Origin of the sequence: Kitasatospora sp. A2-31, assembly GCF_022288725.1 — a bacterium.
Lineage (GTDB): Bacteria > Actinomycetota > Actinomycetes > Streptomycetales > Streptomycetaceae > Kitasatospora.
The window spans coordinates 492519-512648 of record NZ_JAKNTA010000004.1 but is presented as its reverse complement, the minus strand read 5'-3'; the positions used below and the strand labels follow the sequence as shown (position 1 = coordinate 512648).

The 20130-nt window shown below is 73.8% G+C and carries 18 protein-coding genes; 11 read left to right on the top strand and 7 right to left on the bottom strand.

What is annotated here, in order from left to right; translation table 11 throughout:
* Positions 1 to 63 precede the first annotated feature (63 nt).
* The gene (locus tag MCM47_RS14335; protein WP_238861957.1) at positions 64 to 1476 is read right to left on the bottom strand and encodes an FAD-binding oxidoreductase; all 1413 of its coding nucleotides are present in this window, start codon (positions 1474 to 1476) and stop codon (positions 64 to 66) included.
* 323 nt (positions 1477 to 1799) lie between these two features.
* On the opposite strand from MCM47_RS14335, the gene MCM47_RS14330 reads away from it, so the two are divergent.
* Positions 1800 to 2723: an NAD(P)-dependent oxidoreductase gene (locus MCM47_RS14330; protein ID WP_238861956.1), complete on the top strand. Its 924-nt coding sequence runs from the start codon at positions 1800 to 1802 to the stop codon at positions 2721 to 2723.
* 172 nt (positions 2724 to 2895) lie between these two features.
* Here the strand turns inward: MCM47_RS14330 and MCM47_RS14325 are convergent, their stop codons facing one another.
* Complete coding sequence (locus MCM47_RS14325) at positions 2896 to 3378, bottom strand: cysteine/serine endopeptidase inhibitor (RefSeq protein WP_238861955.1); 483 nt, start codon at positions 3376 to 3378, stop codon at positions 2896 to 2898.
* A gap of 294 nt (positions 3379 to 3672) precedes the next feature.
* On the opposite strand from MCM47_RS14325, the gene MCM47_RS14320 reads away from it, so the two are divergent.
* On the top strand, positions 3673 to 3894 hold the full coding sequence (locus tag MCM47_RS14320; RefSeq protein WP_238861954.1) for a hypothetical protein: 222 nt from the start codon (positions 3673 to 3675) through the stop codon (positions 3892 to 3894).
* 134 nt (positions 3895 to 4028) lie between these two features.
* Here MCM47_RS14320 and MCM47_RS14315 read toward each other — a convergent pair whose 3' ends face one another.
* Positions 4029 to 4265: a DUF6059 family protein gene (locus tag MCM47_RS14315; RefSeq protein ID WP_238861953.1), complete on the bottom strand. Its 237-nt coding sequence runs from the start codon at positions 4263 to 4265 to the stop codon at positions 4029 to 4031.
* 881 nt (positions 4266 to 5146) lie between these two features.
* Between MCM47_RS14315 and MCM47_RS14310 the strand changes: the two genes are divergently transcribed.
* The 8 genes from MCM47_RS14310 to MCM47_RS14275 all read left to right on the top strand — a co-directional run bounded on the left by MCM47_RS14310 (position 5147) and on the right by MCM47_RS14275 (position 15849).
* Positions 5147 to 6106, top strand: coding sequence for a TauD/TfdA family dioxygenase (locus tag MCM47_RS14310; protein WP_238861952.1), 960 nt, complete (start codon positions 5147 to 5149; stop codon positions 6104 to 6106).
* Between the two features lie 93 nt (positions 6107 to 6199).
* Positions 6200 to 7462, top strand: coding sequence for an ROK family protein (locus tag MCM47_RS14305; protein WP_238861951.1), 1263 nt, complete (start codon positions 6200 to 6202; stop codon positions 7460 to 7462).
* Between the two features lie 100 nt (positions 7463 to 7562).
* Positions 7563 to 9149: an ABC transporter substrate-binding protein gene (locus MCM47_RS14300; RefSeq protein WP_238861950.1), complete on the top strand. Its 1587-nt coding sequence runs from the start codon at positions 7563 to 7565 to the stop codon at positions 9147 to 9149.
* 3 nt (positions 9150 to 9152) lie between these two features.
* Entirely contained in the window at positions 9153 to 10097 is a 945-nt protein-coding gene (locus MCM47_RS14295; protein ID WP_238861949.1) for an ABC transporter permease, read from the top strand.
* 4 nt (positions 10098 to 10101) lie between these two features.
* Positions 10102 to 10959, top strand: a complete 858-nt coding sequence (locus MCM47_RS14290) for an ABC transporter permease (RefSeq protein ID WP_238861948.1) — start codon at positions 10102 to 10104, stop codon at positions 10957 to 10959.
* On the top strand, positions 10956 to 12638 hold the full coding sequence (locus MCM47_RS14285) for an ABC transporter ATP-binding protein (RefSeq protein ID WP_238861947.1): 1683 nt from the start codon (positions 10956 to 10958) through the stop codon (positions 12636 to 12638). The genes MCM47_RS14290 and MCM47_RS14285 overlap by 4 nt, the downstream gene beginning before the upstream one ends.
* Positions 12635 to 15016 (top strand): arylsulfatase, encoded by a 2382-nt coding sequence (locus MCM47_RS14280; protein ID WP_238861946.1) that lies wholly within the window; start codon positions 12635 to 12637, stop codon positions 15014 to 15016. The genes MCM47_RS14285 and MCM47_RS14280 overlap by 4 nt, the downstream gene beginning before the upstream one ends.
* A 179-nt stretch (positions 15017 to 15195) precedes the next feature.
* Positions 15196 to 15849: a 4'-phosphopantetheinyl transferase superfamily protein gene (locus MCM47_RS14275; RefSeq protein WP_238861945.1), complete on the top strand. Its 654-nt coding sequence runs from the start codon at positions 15196 to 15198 to the stop codon at positions 15847 to 15849.
* 172 nt (positions 15850 to 16021) lie between these two features.
* On the opposite strand, the gene MCM47_RS14270 is transcribed toward MCM47_RS14275, so the two are convergent.
* Both MCM47_RS14270 and MCM47_RS14265 read right to left on the bottom strand, forming a co-directional pair.
* Positions 16022 to 16690: a polysaccharide deacetylase family protein gene (locus MCM47_RS14270; protein ID WP_238861944.1), complete on the bottom strand. Its 669-nt coding sequence runs from the start codon at positions 16688 to 16690 to the stop codon at positions 16022 to 16024.
* 412 nt (positions 16691 to 17102) lie between these two features.
* Positions 17103 to 17696: an MBL fold metallo-hydrolase gene (locus MCM47_RS14265; protein ID WP_238861943.1), complete on the bottom strand. Its 594-nt coding sequence runs from the start codon at positions 17694 to 17696 to the stop codon at positions 17103 to 17105.
* Between the two features lie 82 nt (positions 17697 to 17778).
* On the opposite strand from MCM47_RS14265, the gene MCM47_RS14260 reads away from it, so the two are divergent.
* Positions 17779 to 18735 (top strand): GlxA family transcriptional regulator, encoded by a 957-nt coding sequence (locus tag MCM47_RS14260; protein ID WP_238861942.1) that lies wholly within the window; start codon positions 17779 to 17781, stop codon positions 18733 to 18735.
* A 276-nt stretch (positions 18736 to 19011) separates the two neighbouring features.
* On the opposite strand, the gene MCM47_RS14255 is transcribed toward MCM47_RS14260, so the two are convergent.
* Together MCM47_RS14255 and MCM47_RS14250 are read right to left on the bottom strand one after the other, a co-directional pair.
* Positions 19012 to 19191, bottom strand: a complete 180-nt coding sequence (locus tag MCM47_RS14255) for a hypothetical protein (protein ID WP_238861941.1) — start codon at positions 19189 to 19191, stop codon at positions 19012 to 19014.
* A 71-nt stretch (positions 19192 to 19262) separates the two neighbouring features.
* Positions 19263 to 19781: a hypothetical protein gene (locus MCM47_RS14250; protein WP_238861940.1), complete on the bottom strand. Its 519-nt coding sequence runs from the start codon at positions 19779 to 19781 to the stop codon at positions 19263 to 19265.
* Between the last annotated feature and the right edge of the window lie 349 nt (positions 19782 to 20130).

The window sequence follows — 20130 nt, the reverse complement described above, 5'->3', positions numbered from 1 at the left end:
GCGCCGGCCGTTCCGGAGGGGTCGGTCCCTCCGCCGAACGGCCGGCGCGTCCTCCTCGCAGACTCAGTGCCGCCCGGCGACGGCGTCGGCGAGCCGGGCGAGCGGCGAGGTGGTGCCGCGCCCGGTGGCCTCCTGCCGGTCCGCGCCGTGGTACGCGGCGTAGAGGGCGTGGACGCCCAGCCAGCGGAACGGCTCCGGCTCCCAGCGGCGCACGGTGTGACCGACCCAGGGCAGCCCGGTCAACGCGGTGTCCCGGCCGAGCACCAGGTCACGCAGGGTGCGACCGGCCAGGTTCGCCGTGGTGACGCCGCTGCCCACGTAGCCGCCGGCCCAGCCGAGGCCGGTGCGGCGGTCGAACTCCACCGTGGCGCACCAGTCCCGGGGCACCCCGAGCACACCCGCCCAGGCGTGGTCGATCCGGGCCCCGGCGGCACCGGGGAAGAAGCTGTCCAGGATCGCCCGGAGCTGGCGGACGGTGGCCGGCTGGGTGGTGCCGTCCGCGTCGGTGCGCGAGCCGAAGCGGTAGGGGACGCCGCGCCCGCCGAGGGCGATCCGGTCGTCGGCGGTGCGCTGCGCGTACATGTAGGCGTGCGCGAAGTCGCCCAGGACCTCGCGGCCCTCCCAGCCGGCCGAGGCCCAGAACGACGCCGGCAGCGGCTCGGTGGCGATCATCGCCGAGTTCATCGGCAGCCAGGTGCGCCGCTCCCCCCGCAGGGCGGCGGTGAAGCCCTCGGTGGCGCGCAGCACCACGTCGGCGGTGACCGTGCCGTGCGGGGTGACGGCCCGGGCGCGGGCGCCCGGCCCGGCCGGGTGGATCCCGGTGACGGCGGTCCGCTCGTGGATCCGCACCCCGAGCCCGGCCACCACCCGGGCCAGCCCGCGGGCCAGCCCGGCCGGCTGGATCCGCGCGCCGTACGGGCTCCAGGTGCCGCCGAGCGCGCCCGCGATCCGGATCCGGCCGGCCGTCTCGGCCGCCGAGAGCACGTGGACGCGGTCGGCGCCGTAGGCGGCCTCGGCCTCGGCGAACGCCCGCAGCCTGGCCAGCTGGGCCGGCGTCCGGGCGACCTCCAGGACACCGCCGCGCACGACGTCCGCCTCGATGCCCTCGGCGGCGGCCGTGTCGGCCACCTCGCCCACCGAGCGGTCCATCTCGCGCTGCATCGCGGCGGCGCGCTCCGGCCCGTAGCGGCGGGCGAACGCGGACCGGCCGGCGAATCCGTTGTACAGCCACCCCCCGTTGCGCCCGGACGCGCCGTAGCCGCAGAAGCGCTGCTCCAGCACCGTGACGCGCAGCCCGGGGTCGGCCTTCTTCAGGTAGTACGCCGTCCAGAGGCCGGTGTAGCCGCCGCCGACGATGCAGACGTCGGCGTCGGCGTCGCCCGGCAGCGCGGGCCCGGGCTCCGGCAGCCCGCCCTTCGCGTACCAGAAGGAGACGCCGCCGTTGACGGCCGGGGACGCTTCGCCGCTGCGGTCCACGGGAACCTGCCTTCGCTCGGTGATCTCCCCGGACGCTACGCCGCGCCTCACCCGGGAACCACCCGCACGCTGCCAGGTTCCGCCGCCCGTCCCGTGCAGAGTGTCAGGCGTCGAGGGGCCGTCGGTGCGGTTCGGGCGACTCCGGTTCCGGTGCGGGGTGCGGAAGCAGGTCCGGGTCCGGCTCCGGGTCCGGACCGCGGGGCGCACCGCGAGGTGGGGTGCGCCGAAGGCGTGGCGCGGCTCACAGCCTCCGGTTGTCACACCACGGCGGGCCACCTCGTCCGACCTGCGTAGCCACGGATTCCGACCCGGGAGTGTGCACCATGATCGTCCTGCTTGCCGGCGCCACCGGCGCGATCGGCCGACCCCTGACCCGCCTGCTGATCGCCGCCGGCCACGAGGTGCTCGGGCTGGCCCGCAGTGCGGAGGCCGAGCGCGTCGTCGCCGGTCTCGGTGCCCGGCCGGTCCGCGCGGACGCGATGGACCGCGACGGGTTGCTCGCCGCCGTCCGCGGGCTGCGCGCCGACGCCGTCGTGCACCAGCTCACCGCGCTGAAGAAACCCCGGCGCACCGTCGACGAGACCGAGCCCAGCACCCGGCTGCGGATCGAGGGCACGGCGAACCTGCTGGCCGCCGCCCGCGTGCTCGGGGCCCACCGGTTCGTGACCCAGTCGCTGGTCTTCGGCTACGGCTACACCGACCACGGCGCCCGGATGCTCACCGAGGCCGACCCCTTCGGCGTCCGGCTCGGCAATCTCGGCGACGTCGTGGTCGACGGGCTGCGGTCGGCCGAGGAGCAGGTCTTCGCCGCCGAGGGGCTGGACGGCATCGCGCTGCGGTTCGGCGTGTTCTACGGGCCCGGCACCTGGTTCGACCCGGCGCCCGCCACGCGACCGATGCCGATGCCGGTCCCCCGGAGCGGGGGCGGCCTGACGTCGTGGGTGCACGTGGCCGACGCGGCGGACGCCACCGTGGCGGCCCTGGAGCGCGGCCGCGGCGGTGAGGCGTACAACATCGTGGACGGCCGGCCGTCGACGTGGGGCGAGCTCGCCGCCGCGACGGCCGCCGCCCGGGGCCGCCGCCCGCTGCGCGTCCCGGGCCGCATGCTGCGGCTGGCGGTGCCCTACCTCGGCACCATGATGCTGGACACCAGCATGCGGGTCTCCGGCGCGAAGGCGGAGCGCGAGCTGGGCTGGACCGCGGTCCACGCCGACCACCGGGAGGGCCTGCGGGCGACGGTGGCGTGAACCGCCGCGGGGTGCCGCCCGCCGGGGGGTGCCGCCCGCCGCCCGCACGGGGGTGGCGGGCGGCGGGCGGCGGTTCCGGGGCCGGGAGTGGCCCGGACGTCCGCGTCCAGGCGTTCGGGGCGCCTGCTCCCGGCTCTCCGGCTGTCCGGCTCCCCGGGTGTCCGGGTGCCGGCTAGCCGATCGTCGCGCCCTCGACCGGCTCGGACAGCGGGATGCTCTGGCCGGCCAGTCCGGTCTTGACGAACTGCCAGGTGAGTCCGGTGATCACGCCCTTGCCGAGCGGGGCGAGCCGGGCGAAGGCGGGCTGGCTCAGGTCGATGTGAGTGGAGTCACAGGACGGACACTTGTCCTTCACGGGCACCGTGACGGTCTTGCCCTGGTACGTGACCTTCACCGAAATGCCCTTGCAGAGCGGGTCGTTGTTGGGGTTGGCGGCGGTCCACCAGGCGTGCGGGACGGCCACCAGCATCTGGTTGGCGGCGTTGATCTGGGTGCCGCAGGCGCCGAAGCCGGCGTCGTTGTAGTACGTCGCCTTCCCGCTCATCGGCTTGTTGATCGGGATCGCGGCGCTCGCCGAGCCCGCGGTCAGGGCGATCAGTGCGGCGGCCGCGAGCGGCGCGCCGGCCAGGATCCTGAGGTTCGTGGCGACTCGCATGGTTCCCTCCGGTTCGTTAGACGGACGGCATGACCGAGCACGGGCGGACCGGAGCCCGGACCGCCGCGCCGCGCGGGAGGTCAAGTCACCCACCACGGTGCGGAGTTCGAGCACGTCCGGTTCGCTCCGGAGGGACGCTACGCCGGTCTCCGGAGTGAGGTCCAGACCTTTGATGTGTTGTCATGAACACAAGGCAAGATGCTTTACGAACGCGTCCGAAAGCGGGACGATACGTGACCGCGGAGCAGGGTCGAGCGTTGTCAGCTCGCCAGATCCGCGCCCCCAGGAGGCCCCGTGCGCACCGCGCTCCGCACCGCCGTCACCGTCCTGACCACCGCCCTGACCAGCAGCCTGCTCGCCGCCACCGCGCTCACCGGCAGCGCGACCCCCGCCTCCGCCCAGCCCCGCGAGGTGAACCAGGGCTACAGCATCCCCGTCGGCGGCATCACCGACCTCGGTGCCCTCCCCGTCCTCGGCACCCTCGGCCTCGACTTCGCCCGCCTCCTCGGCCGGTGAGCCGGCCTCGGGCCTCCGGCCGGCGCTCCGCAGCCTGATCCTCGCGCCGGGCCCCGACCGACCCGCCGTCACGGCCGTCGCCTCCGGCCGGCGCTCCGCAGCCTGATCCGGACGCCCGGGTCGGACGCCCGGGACTACCGTCCCACATCCGCGAGTTGGGACCAGAGCTCACGCTCCGCGGGAGTCAGGGGGATGTGCCCGGCGGGGCGCTCCGGATGGGCGCGGGGCAGCGCGCGGGGCCGGGCGGGCGAGTGGGCGGCCGAGGCCGGGTCGGCGTCCGCGGGTGGGCAGATCCCGTAGCCCCACCCGTAGGCGAGCGCGCTCAGCCCCGGGATCAGCTGCTCGAACCAGCCCGTCCAGTACCACCTCATCGCCGCCCACCCATCCCGGCCGCACCCGCGCCGCCCGACACACCGCCGATCCTCGGTCGGCCGAGTCTCCCCGGCCGCCCTCGAATCCGGCTCGAGCCGTGCTGCCGAGCCGGCCGCGGTGAACCGGGCACCGGAGAGCGGGCGTCCGGCGGACCGGGGCGCGGTGACGGAGGGGCACGGCGGCGTCGGGCCCGCCCCCGTGCCCGTCCGCCGAGTGGGACCGGAACTTCCACGCCGACGAGCGGCCGGCGCCGCCCGGCGGGGGGAACGCGGTTTCTTCCGCTCCGAGAGTTACTAACCCCGCCGGTCCCGCAACGAGGTCGAATGCCGCCTCGACACACGCCCGTCATCGCCCGGCCACCGGCCGCAACGGTGCGACACAGCGCCGCAACACCCTTGCCCAGCAGGCAGAACGGCGATTGACAGCAGGCCCCGGACTTCAGCACGATGAGCGCCGAGCCCACTCGCAGCACGCCGGAAGGAGGGCCGATGACCACCGCTGTTCTCCGGGGCCACCGCCCTGCCTCTCCCCGCCCGTGCTGCGGTCACGGCCGCAGCCGCTGTTGTCGCTGAACGCCCGCTCCCGTCCGTGTTCCGGCTGAGCACGCGTCCCCGACCGTTCGCTCCTCGGGCGTGCTGCGTCACGCCCGGAACGTCCGGCGCCGCGCGCCCGGCCCGCACCGCCACCGGCCGTGACCCCGTTCACCCGTGATGCGTTCGGCCGCTCCCACCGTGTCCCCGTAACCGCTCCCCGTACCGCGTCACCGCACCGTACGGCGCGCATCCGTGCCGTACGGCGGCACGCCGTCCTGCCGCACGCACCATCGCGGTCCGACGTCAGCCCGTTCGCCCTGCTCTCCGACGAAAGCCGAGGAACCACCATGACCACCGCCCCCCTCACCGAGCTCCGCCTCACCCCCGCCGCCGGCCGGATCGGCGCCGTCGTGCACGACCTCCGCCTCGGCGGCGACCTGCCGGCCGAGACCGTCGCCGCCGTCGAGGCCGCGCTCTACGAGCACAAGGTGCTGTTCTTCCGCGGCCAGCAGCACCTCGACGACGCCGAGCACGAGGCGTTCGCCCGGCTGCTGGGGCAGCCGGTCGGCCACCCGACCGTGCCCAGCGCCGACGGCCGCTACATCTTCGAACTGGACGCCACCAAGGGCGTGCGCGCCAACAACTGGCACACCGACGTCACCTTCGTACCGTCCTACCCGAAGGCGTCCATCCTCCGCTCGCTCGAACTCCCGCCGGCCGGCGGCTCCACCGTCTGGGCCAACACCGTCGCCGCCTACCAGGACCTGCCGGAGCCGCTGAAGGTGCTCGCCGAGAGCCTGCGCGCCGTCCACACCAACGACTACGACTACGCCGCCAGCCTGGCCCTGCGCCCGGAGCTGGCCGACAACCCCGAGATCGCCGAGCTGTTCCGCCAGGTCTTCGTCTCCACCGCGTTCAAGACCGAGCACCCGGTGGTCCGGGTCCACCCGGTCACCGGCGAGAAGACCCTGCTGCTCGGCGCTTTCGCCCAGCGCATCCAGGGTGTGTCCGGTGCCGACAGCCGCGCCCTGATCGAGCTGTTCCAGCGCTACGTCGAGCGCCTGGAGAACACCGTGCGCTGGGAGTGGCAGGTCGGCGACGTCGCGATCTGGGACAACCGGGCGACCCAGCACTACGCCGTCAACGACTACGGCGACGAGCCGCGCCTGGTCCGCCGGATCACCCTGGACGGCGACCTGCCGGTCGGCGTGGACGGCACCCCGAGCCGTCTGCTGGAGCCGACCGAGCCGCCGCGGGTGGCCGGGCTGGTCCCGGCCGAGGAGCTGGAGGCCGACCGGGCGGAATGAGTCCGACGGCCCGCTGCCACGGCCGTGCCGTCCGTCCCGCCCTCGTCCCGCTCCCGCCCCGCCCCGTCCCGTCCCGTCCTCCGAGAGGTCCCGATGCCGGATCCGCTGCCCCGTCACACCCTGCGGATCGGGGACGACCGTCGGGACGTCAACGCCGCCGCCGTGTTGCGGACCGTGCTCGACCACGGGCCGATCGCCCGCAGCCGGGTCGCCGCGCTCACCGGGCTCAGCGCCTCGGCGGTGTCCCGGCAGGTGGTCGACCTCAGCCGGCTCGGACTCCTCCACGAGCGGCCGGAGTTGACCGGGACCGGGGCGGGTGCGGTCGGCCGCCCGCAGCTCCCGGTCGACGTCGACACCCGCCGGCTGGCCGTGGCCGGACTGCACATCGGGGTGCCGTACACCACCTTCGCGCTGCTGGACCTGCGCGGAAACGTGCTCCACCGGCAGGAGTCGAGCAATCGCGGCCGCAAGGGGAACACCCTCCTCCGGTCACTGCTGGAGCGGCTGCCCCGGCTGCTGGCCGCCGTGCCGGGCGGCCGCACCGTGGTCGGCCTCGGCGCGGTCAGCGGCGGCACGGTGGACCCGGACCTCGGCCTCGTGGTCCGCCACGATCCGCTGGAGTGGCGGGACGTGCCGCTCGGCGAGCTGCTGGGCCGGGCCTGCGGGCTGCCGGTCCAGGTGGACAACCACGCCCGGGCGCTCACCCAGGCCGAGATCCTCTTCGGCCATCCGGCCGCGCGCCGCAGCATGGTCCAGCTCTTCGTGGGCCACGTGGTGGACGCGGCACTGGCGGTGGCCGGCGTGGTCCACCTCGGTCCCGCGTCGGCCACCGGGGACGTCGCCCACCTGCCGGTGCCGGACAGCGACGCGCTCTGCCACTGCGGACGCGTCGGCTGTCTCGCGGTCGCCGCCTCGGACACCACGCTGTTCGAGGCGGCGGCCGCCGCCGGGATCACCCCCCGTGCCGACCGCGCCGAGCTGATCGCCGCGGTGCGGGCCGGGGATCCACGGGCCGACCGGCTGGTCCGCCGCCGGGCCGCGATCGTCGGGCGCGCACTCGCGCTGCTCGCGGACGTGGTCAATCCGGACCTGCTGGTGCTCACCGAGACCTTCGCGGTGCTCGACCCGGCCTACCTCGACGTGGTCCGCACCGAGTTCGCCCTCCGCTCGCACCTGCGCCGCGACGCCGACCTGCTGGTGGCCCAGCGGCGCGGCGCGGACGCGCTCGCCGTGGCGGCCGGCGCCGCCGCCCTGGGCGCCCTGTACGCCAGGCCGCTCCAGGCCACGGCCGCGGCGCCGGTCCCGGCCGGCGCCACCGCCACCCTCGCCCTCGCAGCGCACGCCCGGCCACTCTGACCGCCGACCTCCGCGCCGCCCGTCACCCCGACCACCGCGCAGCCGACCGCGGCCGTCCCCGCCCGCCGACCCGAACCGCCCCCCTCCCGAAGGACCCGCCATGACCGCGTTCACCACCCCCTCCGTGTCCGGCCCCTCCCGCCGCACCCTGCTGCGCGGGAGCCTCGCCGGTGCCGGCCTGCTGGCGCTGGCGGCCTGCCGCTCGGCGGCGGGCACCGCCACCTCCGCCGCGAGCGGCTCGGCGGGCCCGCGCCGGGGCGGCGTCCTCACGGTGGGCACCGACGTCGACTTCACGCCCGGCCTGCTCTTCGCCCAGAGCGCCAACACCCTGGTCCAGCGCCTGGTCTTCAACACCCTGACCAGATACGACGACCGGCTTCGGCCGCAGCCCGAGCTGGCCACCTCCTGGCAGCTCGGCGCGGACGGCACCACCGTCACCCTCAAGCTGCGCGAGGACGTCACCTTCCACAGCGGCCGCAGGTTCACCGCGGACGACGTCGTCTTCGCCGTCAAGAACCTGCAGAACCCGGCCCGTTCGGCCCAGCTCCGCTCCACCGCGGCCGCCGTCACCGACTTCCGCAAGAACGGCGACTTCGAGCTGACGCTCGTCCTCGCCCACCCGGTCAGCAACCTCTTCGACCTCTTCGAGTTCATGATCATCCCGGATTCGGCCAGCGTCGAGGACGCCGTCGCCGGGACCGGGCTGATCGGCACCGGCCCGTTCACCCTGACCGACCGCAAGCCCGGCAGCTCGCTCACCTTCGCCCGCAACGAGAAGTACTGGAACCCCGGCCGCCCCTACCTGGACGGCGTCGAGATCCGGATCATCCCGCAGGCCGAGTCGCTGCTCTCCTCGCTCAGGACCGGCCAGACCCACCTCTCCTACCGGGTCCGGGGCAAGGACGTCGCCACCCTCAGGAGCGACCCGCAGTTCCGGATCAAGCAGTACGACACCGGATCCGGCGCCTACTACATCGGCGTCAACCTCACCGCCGAGCACGTCGGCGACAAGCGGGTGCGGCAGGCCATCGCCTGGGCCGTCGACCGCGACCGGCTGGTGCAGCAGGCGCTCGGCGGGTACGGCACGGTCTCGGCGGCGCCCTGGCCGAAGTCCTCGCCCGCGTACAGCGAGGCGAACGCCGCCCGCTACCACCACGACCCCGACCGGGCGCGCGCCCTGCTCAAGGAGGCGGGTCTGGGCACCGTCACCCTCCCGTTCGCCCACTCCAACGACCCCGGCTCCACCGCGATAGCCCAGATCCTGCAGTACGACCTCCAGCAGGTCGGCATCGGGACCGTGCTCCAGCCCACCGACTCGCCGACCATGCAGAAGCAGCTCATCGCGCAGAGCATGCCGGCCCTCTGGACGCTCAGCCACGGTTTCGCCCAGCTCCACCCCGCCACCCTCGCGGTCAGCGCCTACCCGTTCAACGAGGCCAGGAACAGCTCGCGCTTCTCCTCCCCCGCCTACACCGACGTCGTCCAGCAGGCGTGGAAGCGACCGGACAGCGACAGCCCCGAGGCCAAGGCGCTCTACCAGCAGATCACCGACATCCTGCTGGACGAGGAGTTCGTGATCGACCTCGCCGTCGCCGGCCTGGTCGAGGTCGCCGGTGCCAGGGTGCGCGGCACCGACCTCAACAAGTTCAGCTACCTCAACCTCGACGACGCCTACCTGACGGCCTGACCGATGCGCACCTTCCTGTTCAAACGCCTGCCCTCCGGGCTGCTCGTCCTCGCCCTGGCCTCCTTCCTGGTCTTCCTCATCCTGCGGCTGATCCCGGGCGACCCGGCCACGTCGCTGGCCGGCCCCGACGCCGGACCGGAGGCCGTCGCGGCCGTCCGCGCCCGGCTCGGCCTCGACCAGCCGCTGCTCACCCAGTACGCCGGCTGGCTCGGCCACCTCGCGAGCGGGGACCTCGGGCCCAGCTACGCGATCGGCGGCCAGGTCGCCGACCTGATCGGCAACGGCCTCGGCGCCACCGTCCAACTCACCCTCGGCGCCCTGCTGCTGGTGGTCCTGATCGCGCTGCCGCTCGGCGTGGCCGGGGCCACCACCCGGCGCCGGCCGGTCTCCGCCGCCGTGAACGCCTTCACCACGGCCGTCCTCGCGGTGCCCCCGTTCGTCACCGGCGTCCTGCTGGTGCTGGTCTTCGCGGTCACCCTCGGCCTGCTGCCGGCCGGCGGCCACGAGTCACTGCTCGACCAGCCCGACCTGGCCGTCCAGTACCTCCTGTTGCCCGCCGTCTGCCTCGCCCTGCCGAGCGCCGCCGTGCTCGCCCGCTACCTCAAGGACGGGATCGAGCGGGCCCTCGCCGAGGACTACGTCCGCACCGCGACCGCCCTCGGCGTCTCCCGCCGGCGGATCGTCTGGCAGCACGCACTGCCCAACGCGCTGCCGTCCGCGGTGACCGTGCTCGGCCTCCAGGTCGGCCAACTGATCGCCGGCGCCGTCCTGGTGGAGCGCATCTTCGCCTGGCCGGGACTGGGCCAGCTGATCGAGCAGGGCGTGGTCCGCCGGGACTACCCGGTCGTCCAGGACCTCCTGCTGCTCATCGTCGCCGTCTACGTCGCCGTCCAGCTGCTCACCGACCTGGTGTACGCGTGGCTGGACCCCCGGATCCGGTGGGAGTGAACCGATGACCGCCATCACCGCCGACCGAGCGCCCGCCGCCGGCCTCCGGCGCCGCAACCGCTACCTGGCCGGCCTGCGCACCGGCCGCGGCCTGACCGGCGTGGCCCTGGTCGGCACCCTCGCCCTGGCCGGCCTGCTCGCCCCGCTGCTCACCGACCTCGACCCGAACGCCCAGGGGCCGCTCGCCCTCGCCGGCCCCAGCGCCGAACACCCCTTCGGTACCGACGACATGGGCCGAGACCTGTTCAGCCGGGTCCTGCACGGCATCGCCACCGACCTCGCGATCACCTTCACCGCCGTACCGGTCGGCGCGCTGCTCGGCTGCTCCTTCGCGCTGCTCGCCGCCTCGTCCCGGTGGGCCGACCTCGGAGTGCAGCGGCTCTTCGACCTGCTCCTCGCCTTCCCCGGGATCATCCTGGCGCTGGCCGTCACGGCCGTCCTCGGACCGGGCCGCTGGCCGGTGCTGATCGTCATCGCCCTCGCCGAGATACCGGGCTTCGGCCGCCAGTTGCGGGCCGGCATCCTGGTCCAGCGGGAGCGCGAGTACGCGTTGGCCGCACGTGTCGGCGGCGCCTCCCGGCTGCGGGTGCTGCTGCGCCACGTCGTCCCCAACGCCGCCGACCCGCTGATCGTGCAGACCGCCGTCGCCCTCTCCGTCGGCGTCTTCATCGAGGGCGCGATGAGCTTCCTCGGCTTGGGCGTCCGGCCCCCGGAGCCCACCCTGGGCTCCATCCTCAGCCAGTCGGTCGCCTACCTCTCCACCAATCCCTCCTTCGCGGCCGCACCGCTGGCCGCGACCACCGCGCTGGTGCTCGGCTTCACCCTGATCGCCGAGGCCCTGAACCGGGGGATCCGCCGATGAGCCACCGCCCAGTCCTCCAGGTCCACGACCTCACCGTGGAGTTCGCCGGCACCCGCGCCGTCGACGGCATCGGGTTCGAACTGGCCTCCGGGGACACCCTCGGGCTGGTCGGTGAGTCCGGTTCCGGGAAGTCCACCACCGCGCTGGCCCTGCTGCGGATGCTGCCGGCCGGCGGGCGGATCACCGGCGGCTCGGTCGAGCTGGACGGCCAGGACCTCGCCTCCCTGCCCGAACCTGCCCTGCGCGGTCTGCGCGGCCGCCGGATCGCCATGGTCTTCCAGGACCCGATGTCCTCGCTCAACCCCGTCCTCACCATCGGCCGGCAGCTCGACGAAGCACTACGGGCCCACGGTGACGCCCCCAGGGCCGCACGGGCCGCCCGCGCGGCCGAGCTGCTCGACCTGGTCGGCATCCCGGACGCCTCCGGGCGGCTGCGCGACCACCCGCACCAGTTCTCCGGCGGCCAACGCCAGCGGATCATGATCGCGCTGGCGCTCGCCCACGACGCCCGGGTGCTGGTCGCCGACGAGCCCACCACGGCACTGGACCCGACGGTCCAGCAGCAGATCCTGGGCCTGCTCACCCGGATCAACCGCGAGACCGGCACGGCGCTCGTGGTGATCAGCCACGACCTCGGCGTGATCGCCCGGACCTGCCGCCGGATGCTCGTGATGCGCAGTGGCCGGGTGGTCGAGCACGGCGAGACCGCCGACGTCCTCGCCGCGCCCCGACACCCCTACACCAAGCAGCTGCTGGCGGCCGTACCGCGGCTGGACGCGCCCTCCGGGGCGGCGGCCAACAGCACCCCGGGCGAGGAGCCGCTGCTCACCGTCCGCGGGCTGCGGAAGACGTACGGGCCGCGGCGGCGGCCGGTCACGGCGCTCGCCGGCGTGGACCTGGAGCTCCACCCGGGCGAAACGCTCGGACTGGTCGGCGAGTCCGGCTCGGGCAAGTCCACCCTGGCCCGCGCACTCGTCCGGGTGCACGCGCCCTCGGCCGGCTCCATCCGCTTCCGGGGCGAGGAGTTCGGGGTGCGGCGCGGCCGCGCGCGGGGCGGCTCCGAGCGGGCGGCCCGGCGTGAGATCCAGATGGTCTTCCAGGACCCGTACGCCTCGCTCAACCCGCGGCTCACCGCCGGACAGATCATCGCCGAGCCGCTGATAGCGCACGGCCTCGGCGACCGCGCGGCCCGTGAGCGCCGGGTCGCCGAGCTGCTGGAGCAGGTCGGGCTGGATCCCTCCTGGGCCGACCGGCACCCGCGCTCCTTCTCCGGCGGGCAACGCCAACGCATCGGCATCGCCCGGGCGCTGGCACCCGGGCCGAGCGTGCTGATCTGCGACGAGCCGGTCTCCGCGCTGGACGTCTCGGTCCAGGCCCAGGTGATCGAACTGCTCGCCCGGCTCCAGCGCGAGCTCGGACTCGCCGTCCTCTTCATCGCGCACGACCTCGCGGTGGTCCGGCAGGTGAGCCACCGGATCGCCGTCATGCACCGCGGCCGGATCGTCGAGACCGGCCCGGCGGACCGGGTCGTCACCGCACCCGAGCACCCCTACACCGCCGAACTCCTCGCCGCCATACCCGGATTGGACACCGTCCCGCGTCCGGCGGCCGGCCTGCCGCAGCAGGCCGCGCCGGCGTCGAAGACCACCCTCCTCCCGACCCTCCGGAGCACCCGATGAGCACCACGCCCGCGGCCCACGACCCGCAGGAGCACGGCCCGCACGAGCGCGACCCCCACCGGCGCGACCCCTACGAAGGCTTCCCCGGCACCGTCGGCCGCACCTTCGGCGCCTCGACACCCGCCTGGACGGCCCGGGTCCGCCCCCGCGAAGGCGCCCCCAACATCATCGTCGTGCTGATCGACGACATGGGCTACAGCGACATCGGCCCGTTCGGCTCGGAGATCCCGACGCCCACCCTGGACCGGATCGCGGCGACCGGCGTCAAGCTGGCCAACTACCACACCATGCCGCTCTGCTCCCCCGCCCGCGCGGCCCTGCTCACCGGCCTCAACCCGCACCGGGTCGGCTACTCCTTCGTCGCCAACGCCGACCCCGGGTTCCCCGGCTACGGCATGGAGGTGGCCGGCGACATCCCGACCCTCGCCGAACTGCTGCACGACGCCGGCTACGCCACCTACGCCGTCGGCAAGTGGCACCTCACCCGCGACTCCGCCTCCAACGCGGCCGACAACCGGGCCAACTGGCCGCTGCAGAAAGGCTTCGACCAGTACTACGGCGTCCTGGAGGGCCTCACCAGCCTCTTCCACCCGCACCAACTCGTCCGCGACAACAGCCCCCTGGACATCGACGAGTTCCCCGACGACTACTACTACGCCGACGACATCACCGACCAGGCCATCGCCATGGTCAAGTCGCTGCGCGCCCACGACGCCGACAAGCCCTTCTTCCTCTACCTCGCGCACAACGCCGTGCACGGCCCGCTCCAGGCCAAGCCCGAGGACATCGCCCGCCACCGGGGCCGCTACGACGGCGGCTGGGACGAGCTGCGCACCGCCCGGTTCGCCCGCCAGCTGGCCGCCGGTCACTTCCCGCCCGGCACCGAACTGCCCGAGCGCAACGGAGAACTCGGTTACGACGTCGGACCGTGGGACGAACTCGACGAGGTGCAGCGGAAGTTGTACGCCCGCTACATGGAGGTGTACGCGGCGATGGTCGACAACGTCGACCAGAACCTCGGCCGGCTCACCGACACCCTCGCGGCGCTCGGCGAACTCGACAACACCATCATCGTGTTCACCTCCGACAACGGCGGCACCGGCGAGGGCGGCTCCGAGGGCACCCGCAGCTACTTCAGCCGCTTCGTCCACCACCCCGCCCTGCCCGCCGACTGGAACCCCGACGTGGCACGGGAGATCGAACTCATCGGCGGCCCGCAGTCCCTGGTCCACTACCCGCGCGGCTGGGGCATGGCCTCCAACACGCCGTTCCGCTTCTACAAGGGCCAGACCTACGCGGGCGGCGTCCGGGTGCCGTTCGTGCTCTCCTGGCCCGCCGGCCTGCCCCGCGCCGAGGACGACCCGGGGGTGCGGACGCAGTACCAGTACGTCACCGACGTCCTCCCCACCCTGCTCGAACTCGCAGGTGTGGAAAGGCCGCTGCACCGCGGCCCGGGCGAGGGCCAGCCGGTCCAGTCGCTCGACGGCGTCAGCTTCGCCCCCGTCCTCCGCTCCCCCGGCGCTGCCTCGACCCACACCGAGCAGTACTGCGAGATGACCGGCAACCGCAGCTACTACCGCGACGGCTGGAAGCTCGTCACCCTGCACCGCTTCGGCGCCCCGTACGACGACGCCGAGTGGGCCCTGTACGACCTGCGCACCGACCCGACCGAGATCCACGACGTCAGCTCCGACCACCCCGACCTCGTCAAGGAGCTGTCCGCGGCCTGGGAGGCCGCCGCGTGGCGCAACGGCGTCTTCCCGCTCGCCGACGGCAGCGGCGCCCTCGCCCTGCGCGGCCCCGAGGCCGAGCGGCTGCGCCGCCCCGTCACCCTCCTCCCCGGCACCCCCGAGCTGGAGCGGTACCGCTCGTCCCGGCTGATCTCCTTCCGCTCCTTCGCCGTCGAGGTGGAACTCGACGCCCACGGGGCCACCGACCAGGGCGTGCTGGTCTCGCACGGCGACCAGGGCGGCGGCTACAGCCTCTACGTCGAGGACGGCCGGCTCCGGTTCGCCTACAACCAGTACGGCGAGCTGCTGGAGGCCGACGGCGGCCCGCTCGCCCCCGGCGCCCACCGGATCACCCTGGAGGCGACGGCGGTGGCGGACCTCAAGTGGGAGTTCCGGCTCCTGGTGGACGGCACCGAGGGCGGCCGGCTGGGTCCGGTCCACCAGCTGATCGGCATGGCGCCCTTCCAGGGCATCAGCGTCGGCGTCGACCGCAAGTCCCCGGTCTCCTGGCCGGTCCACCGGCGCCACCGCTCCTTCCGGTACACCGGTGGCCTCCGGGCGGTCACCTACCTCCCCGGCGAGCCGGCGCCGTACGACCCGGAGACGGTCGCCCGGGCGCTCCGGGAGGCCGCCGCGGCCTTCGAGTAGTCCCGGCCGCGGTACCCGGGCTCGGTTCCCGGCCGCCACCCCGGCTCCCCGTCCCCGCCTCCGCCCCGGTTCCCGCCCTTCCCGGCGGGGCCGGGGCCGCTCGGGTTAGGCTCGGCCGGTCCGCACTCGCACCGAGCGCACTTCGGCGCACCGAGACAGACATCGACAGGGGGGAACCTGTGATCGGCGAACTGCTGCCCGCCGCAGTCATGGTGGAGGTCGCGTACGACGACCCGCCGGAGGCCCGGCTGGAGCCGGCCGAGGAGCCGGCCGTCGCCCGCGCCGTCGACGGCCGGCGCCGCGAGTACACCACCGTCCGCCACTGCGCCCGGCTGGCGCTCGCCCGACTCGGCGTCCCCTATCGCCCGCTGGTCCCGGGCCTGCGCGGCGCCCCCGGCTGGCCGGACGGCGTGGTCGGCAGCCTGACCCACTGCGCGGGCTTCCGCGGCGCAGCCGTCGCCCGCGCCGGCGACGTCGTCTCGCTCGGCATCGACGCCGAGCCGGCCGAGGCCCTGCCCGAGGGCGTGCTCGACACCATCGCCCTGCCGGGCGAGCAGAAGCGCAACGCCGAGCTGCTCGCCGAGCACCCGGAGATCCCGTGGGACCGGCTGCTCTTCAGCGCCAAGGAGTCGGTCTACAAGACCTGGTTCCCGCTCACCGGGGTCTTCCTCGACTTCGACGGCGCCGACATCACCCTCGACCCGAACGGCACCTTCCACGCCGAGCTCCAGGTCCCCGGCCCGGTCGTCGACGGTCGTCGGCTCCAGTCCTTCACCGGTCGGTGGATCGTCCACGGCGGCCACCTGGCGACGGCCATCACCGTCCTGCCCTGACGGCCCGACCGGAACGCCGGCCCTCGCCTGCCGCTGCGGTCCGTGGTCGTTCGGGCGGCTGGCTGGCCGTTCACGAGGTGCCGCCGACGGCGGCACAGGATGCCGCACGCCCCGGACCGGCACCGGTCCGGGGCGTTCCCGCCGCTGGGCGCGGACGGGTATCGCGGCGCGCTCACCGGAGGGCGTCGGAGAGGCGGGTGAAGGTCCGGCCGGCGGCGAGGAGGGGTGGGAGGGCGGCGGCGAAGCCGGGGGCGGTGCCGGAGGCGGGGTGGTTCATGTGGGCGATGAGGATGGCGCCCGGCGGGGCGGCGGCGACCTCTGCGCGGACCTGGGCGGCGGTGAAGGTGGCGCCGCCGTCGGCGTTGACGGTGAAGCCGGCCACGCGGGTGTGCAGGTCGGCGGCGATGCGGGTGGCGACGTCGTCGTAGTGGGCGGTGCCCGAGCGGAAGAAGCGGGGCGGGCGGCCGAGGAGGGCGGTCAGCTTGGCGGTGTTGCCGGCGATCTCGTCGTAGACCTCGCCCGGGTCCCGGGTGCCCGCGATGCCGTAGGCGGATCGGCCGGTGACGGAGAGCGGGCGGTGGGCGGTGCCGTGGTTGGCGATCTCGAAGAGCGGGTCGGCGGCGAGCTGCTCGAACTCGGCCGGGTTGGCGTCGATCCAGCGGGCATTGAGGAAGAGGGTGGCCGGCACGCCGTGGGTGCGCAGGAGCTCGACCAGTGCAGCGTCGTAGCCGGAGCCGCCCGCCCCGCCGCACGCGTCGAAGGTGAGGGCGGTGGCCCGGGCGCCGTCCGGGAGGGCGGTGATCACTCCCGGGACGTCCAGGCCCCAGGCGGTGGGTTCCACGCCGACATAGCGGGCCGCCACGGACCGGCCGGCCGGGGCGGCCTCCTGGGCAGCGGGCGCCAGCTTTGGCGAGGCCGAGGCCGAGGCCCCCGGCAGGGCCGGTGCGGCCGGTGCAGGCGGTGACGCGGCAGGTGACGCGGAAGGTGACTCGAACGGCCGAGCGGAGGGCATCGGGAGGGACGCCGGAGTGGGCGTGACCGACGGCTCGCCGGCCGGGAGGGGGTGGGCGCCGCGCCGCGCCGCCCCCTGACAGCCCGCCAGCGCGGCCCCCGCGGCCACCAGCAGCAGCCTTCGCCGACTCAGCGACACGCCCGCCTCCATGGTCGTCCGATCATCAGCCCGTCACCTCTATGAACCCTGATCAGCCGTCGGCCGCAACTCCAGAGCGAGGGGAGCAGGGAGCCGGACGTCCCTACCGGGGTGCGCGGTCGTCGGCCGGGAAGGCCGGCCCGTGACCGGGCACGATCAGGTCCGCGGCCTTGAGCACCCGCAGCCGCGACGCGCGCAGCAACTCGCGGTCCGGCGACACCGGGTCCTCCTCCGGGCCGTCCGGGCGCCACCACAGGTCGCCGACGAAGGCCGTCACGCCGGTGGCGGTGCCGGCCAGCAGGGTGATGTCCTCGAGGCTGTGCCCCGGGGTCCGGATCAGCCGCAGGGACGAGGTCAGCTCGTACCCCTCGGCGTCCCGGCTCGTCCACTGGTCGTGCCGGTACTCGGCCTTGTGGTCGTGGACGACCGCCTCGCCGAAGAGCCCGACGTTCATGATGTTGTCCGGGTGGTGGTGGCTGAGGACCACGTCCGTGATGTCCTCCGGGCCGAAGCCCAGCTCCCGGAGCGGGCCGAGGATGCGGTCGCGGCCGGCCACCATGCCCGGGTCGACGATCACCCGCCGGTCCCCGTCGGACACGAAGGAGACGGTGGCGGCCACTCCGGGGCCGGTGGAGAGGGTGTAACCGGTGGTCAGGATCGTCCAGTCGGCGCTGCGGCCGTGCGGTGCGTCGTTCATGCCGGTAATCCTCGCGAACCGGCCCGCGGCCCACGAGTGGCCCTTCTGCCACCGATCGCAGGAATCGTGCCACAATGCCGGCATGCCGCCCTTCACGACCGTCGCCGCCTACGTCCCGCCCGGTGTCGGGATGCTCGCGGTCGGTGTGGTCGCCGAGGTGTTCAGCGGCGTCGCGCCCGGCCTGCCCCGCTTCGACTTCGCGCTCTGCACCGACCGGCCCGGCCGGGTGCCCACCGATCTCGGCGTGCCGCTGACCGTCGACCACGGGCTGGACCGGCTGGCCGCCGCCGACCTCGTCCTCGCCCTGCCGTGGGCCGGCTTCCGGACGCCCCCGCCGGCCGCCGTGCTCGACGCGCTGGCGGCGGCTCACGAGCGCGGCGCGGTCGTCGCGGCACACTGCGTCGGCGCGTTCGCGCTCGGCGCCGCCGGCCTGCTCGCGGGACGCCGGGCCACCACCCACTGGCGGTTCGCCGGCCTGCTCGCCGAGCGCCACCCGGACGTCGCCGTGGAGCCCGACGCCCTGTACGTCGACGAGGGCCGGGTCGTCACCGGCGCGGGCGCGGCGGCCGGCTTCGACCTCTGCCTGCACCTGCTGCGACGCGAGTACGGGGCCGCGGCGGCCAACGCCGTGGCCCGGGACCTCGTGCTCCCCCCGCACCGCGACGGCGGCCAGGCCCAGTACCTGGCCGCGCCCGTTCCCGAGGACTGCGAGGACGAGCGCCTGGCCGGCGTGCTGGCCTGGGCCCGCGAACACCTCGACCAGCCACTGCCGGTGAGCGAGCTCGCCCGGCGCGCCCTGATGAGCAGGCGCACCTTCGCCCGCCGGTTCTCGGCCGCGACCGGCACCACCCCGCACGCCTGGTTGCTCGGGCTGCGCCTCGGCCGGGCCGAGGAGCTGCTGGAGACCACGGACCTGCCGATCGAGGAGGTCGCCCGGCTGGTCGGCTACGGCAGCGCTGCCGTGCTGCGCGAGCAGTTCGTCCGCCGCCGCGGGGTGCCGCCCCGCTCCTACCGCCGCGCCTTCACCCGCATCCCGTGAGCTGCGGCCGGCGGGCCGCCGACTTCGTCTACCTCCCGTTCGAAGTGCCGCACGGCGTAGGGGAGGTGGCCGTTTCCTACGGCTACGACAAGCCGCCCGTCCCGGCCGGCACCCCGGGCAACTCCTGCGACGTTCCGGCCCGCCATCGACCGACGACCAACCTCCGGTGCGCCATCCCTTGCAGCCCTTACAACAGCTCGCGCTATTGCCGGTCAGGGCCCGGCGGTTCGGGATCGTCCTTACCGCGGGGCCCGACGCCCATATGGTGGCCGATCCTCACTTCTCCCATGTATCCAGATTGTCGATCAGCTTTTCGACCAGGTGCCGGTCCTTCTCATTGATGATGTCGCTTCTTATCTGCGCAAGGGCGAACGTCATCGCGGACACCACAAAACTGGCCAGGGCCGGCTTCTCGGATATCTCGCCAAGGACGGCGTCAACAGATCTGCTACCCATTTCGACACTCCCCTCGTGGAGCGGCGTTTACGACAATACGTGCACCGCCCACCCCCAGAACCTGGCACCGCTCACCTTTGCCACCAGTGAACCTTCTTCCGCTTTACAGGCTCAGTGGCCCTGAATAGGTCAGCGAAGCCCCGGGTTCCGCGACTTTCTTCCACAGCCATGAAGTCTCTGAATACACCTGCGGCCTGCGAAACGTACGACGAGGGTGCCCCAACTGTCACCTGCGGAATCAGCGCAGCCATCGGAGCCATCAGGGGCGTGTACTGGTCGCATGGAAACATGATCACCTCAAGAGCAACTCCCGCCATACCTCGCCCCAGGTGATAGGCGCAGAGTCGTTCCGATGGAAACATCAGGCAGAGCAGTCGCTCGACATTGAACGCATTCCCCCGGGTACGATCATCGATACCTTTCCACTCATTCAAGCCATATTGATTCCATGTCGATTCGATGGCGCGACTGAACGACTTGGCGTCAACTAATGCAATCTTTGGACTTTTGGGGCAGCGCGCCTCATTATCCCGATCCACGATGAGCTCCGGGGATATGACGTCGAACTCTCCCCATTCTGGATAGGACACTTCCCCTCCCCTGGCGGGCCGAGATAGGTGGATAGGGTCGAGCCGGAGTCGCCTGCCGAGAAACGACTTCTCTGCCAGTAGGCATCGGACCCTTGGATACGTCCTCACTCAAGTTTGCGTCGGGGTGCTGCCCCGTGTCGAGTAGCAACGGCCGTTCTCACGCTCTATTGGAGGTGACTCATGCCCAGACCGGTGCCGAAACGTTCTTCTCAGCGGCGCCGCCGCAACGAGGACGGCCCATCCCTGGTGACTGCGCCCGCCGGCAAGGGCCCGGCGGTGCCGCTGCAGGCTCTGAGGCGCCCGACCGGTCGGCGGCTTGTTGCATTGCCGAGGCCACGTCCCGGAACCT